This is a genomic window from Caballeronia glebae (assembly GCF_001545035.1).
Taxonomy (GTDB): Bacteria; Pseudomonadota; Gammaproteobacteria; order Burkholderiales; family Burkholderiaceae; genus Caballeronia; species Caballeronia glebae.
Window position 1 is genome coordinate 1 of record NZ_FCOJ02000152.1, and the last position, 2,452, is coordinate 2,452.

General features: G+C 54.7%; 2 protein-coding genes. Both read left to right on the forward strand.

Annotation, left to right across the window (positions count from 1 at the left end):
• Positions 1-579: 579 nt before the first annotated feature.
• The gene (locus AWB82_RS36515; protein WP_086974092.1) at positions 580-1,368 is read left to right on the forward strand and encodes a hypothetical protein; all 789 of its coding nucleotides are present in this window, start codon (positions 580-582) and stop codon (positions 1,366-1,368) included.
• Positions 1,369-1,418: 50 nt separating this feature from the next.
• On the forward strand, positions 1,419-2,300 hold the full coding sequence (locus tag AWB82_RS36520) for a glycosyltransferase family 4 protein (RefSeq protein ID WP_235023603.1): 882 nt from the start codon (positions 1,419-1,421) through the stop codon (positions 2,298-2,300).
• The last annotated feature ends 152 nt before the right edge of the window (positions 2,301-2,452 follow it).

The following is a 2,452-nucleotide window of genomic DNA, read 5'->3' on the forward strand; positions in this document are numbered from 1 at the left end:
AAAGGTCGTCGTCGAGTAGCGGCTTGGCCATGTCCTTTTCACCGTCGAAACAATGAAAAGGTTAACAGCATTCATCGCGGGTTAACAGCCCTTTCGTTCATTTTGTTAAGGGCTCTAAGCGAGATTACCGAGGCTTCGATTTGATGGCGCATCGGAATCGTCCTAAATTCCGGGCCGTTCAAGCCATCGATCTTGTCGGTTCGCGAACGCGCTGCCTTTGAGCCTGGCTCCGAAAAACGAATCCCTTGCTGAGCGTTTAGGCTCAAACGCCAGAACACTACTCCCGGCTTTCTACGCTTCGTCCAACGTTGTACGTTGCCCGACGACCGCCTGTAAGTTCGCTGTCTATGTCAGGCTGTCCTCGAGCATTGCCTCGTCTTTCTCTCCAAATCGAGTCTCCATATGCCCTGGCCTAGTGCGAAACTTAGGATGACGCTAGGTATTTCTAGTTTCAATAATTCACTATACTATCTTCCTTCTGGCGACCAAGATCGGCGCGCAAAAGACCGTCAAAAGCCCTCCAACATACAAACCTGCAGTCGGATTCTTGCTATCCGAATTGCTAAAATTTGACATATCATGCTCGACCAATCCGCCCTTTCATCCATGAAGCCGCTGTTTATGACGCCATGCTATGGAGGAAACGTCGCAGCGAATTTTGCCAAGAGCGTGCTTGCGCTCAATAGCGCATTGTGGAAGATAGGCATGTCAGGCGAGGTGTGCATTCGTTCCGGCGAGAGCCTCATCACGCGCGCCCGCAATGAGGCCGTTGCGCACTTCCTGCTTGACGCGAGCTTCACGCATCTGTTCTGGATCGATTCCGACATTGGGTTTACGGTCGATCAGATATTCCGGTTATTACTAGCCGACCGCGATGTGGTTGCAGGCGTCTATCCTCTCAAAAGCTTCGACTTTCCAGCGCAATTGGCCGCCGGTCTGACGAGGCAGGTCCTCACCAGCAAATTTTTGCGCTACCCCGTGAATTCGCATGACGGCGTCTCGAACGTCGTCGACGACGACGGCTTTCTCGAAGTCAGCGAAGCGCCGACCGGCTTCATGTGTATCAAGCGTAGTGTCATCGAAACGATGATCAATCGGCTTCCCGAACTCAAGTACGTTCCGGACGGTCCGCCCAATTCTCGGACGCATGATCTGTGCTATCGCTTTTTCGACGTCATGGTGGAACCCGCGACAGGTCGATACCTTTCGGAAGACTATGCTTTCTGCCGTCGATGGCGCGATCTCGGGGGCCGGGTTTTCGTCGATACGCAATCGAAGCTATCGCATCAAGGCCTTTATACTTGGCTCGGTAACTTTAGCGCATCGATTTCACTCAGTGCGGAAACAGCCATTGGCGGAGCGAACTGAAGATGGAGTCGAATGAATTGAGCGCGCGTGCTCAAGGCGGGACCGAACTCATGTTGCAAGGTCTGCATTCTCGGCTCGATCCTGATCTTGTGCGACGCTTTCAGATCATTCCATCGCGAGTACGAGAACTCGACCCCAATCGCAAGACGATCCTATGGCTGCACGACACTCCGAGCGAGGAAGAAGCCAGCTTTCTGGAGCAGCCCGCTAACCGCGCCGTATTTTCGGGCATCGTCAATGTTTCGCACTATCAGGCGCTGCTGTATCACATGATCCCCGGCGTGCCGTACAGCAACATGACGGTCCTGCAAAACGCGATCGAACCTTTCGGGGCGTATGTTCCCCGCCGGGCGGAGCGTATCCGCCTGATCTACCATAGCGCTCCGAGCCGCGGCCTCAATATCCTCGTCCCGGTATTCGAGCACCTGGCGGAGCGTCATCCGTACATCGAGCTCGACGTTTTTTCAAGCTTCAGCCTCTATGGGTGGAGCGAACGTGATGAGTCGTATCGTGCGCTTTTCGATCGCTGCATGGCGCATCCACGTATCCGCTATCACGGTGCCCAGCCGAACGCGATGGTTCGCGCAACGTTGAGCGACTGCGATATCTTCGCCTACCCGAGTATCCATGCGGAGACGAGTTGCCTTTCGGCAATCGAGGCGATGGCCGCGGGATGTCTGACGGTTTGCCCGGCGTACGGCGGGCTCCCGGAAACGTGCGCCAATTTCGCGCGGCTCTATCCGTTCACGGAAGATTTGCAGACTCATGCCAACCGCTTTGCGTCCGTGCTGGAAGAAGCGATCTGCACTGTCAGACAACGCAGAGCGGACGACGAGCAACTACGTGCACGACAGGTGGACTATTTCAACGATTTCTACTCTTGGGATCGACGCGCGCGAGAGTGGGATGCGTTCCTGAGAATGCTGGTATAGCCTTCCTGGTACCGGAGTCAAGATGTTGAAGGCGCTAACTTCGTTAAGCCGGAAGAGGGACGGGAAGGTAATTGTGGCTCTTTTGAAAATGAAGTGGGTAATGGCTCTCAGCGGGCATGCGAGTTGAATGCGGAGAAGTCGAGTTTGCCAGC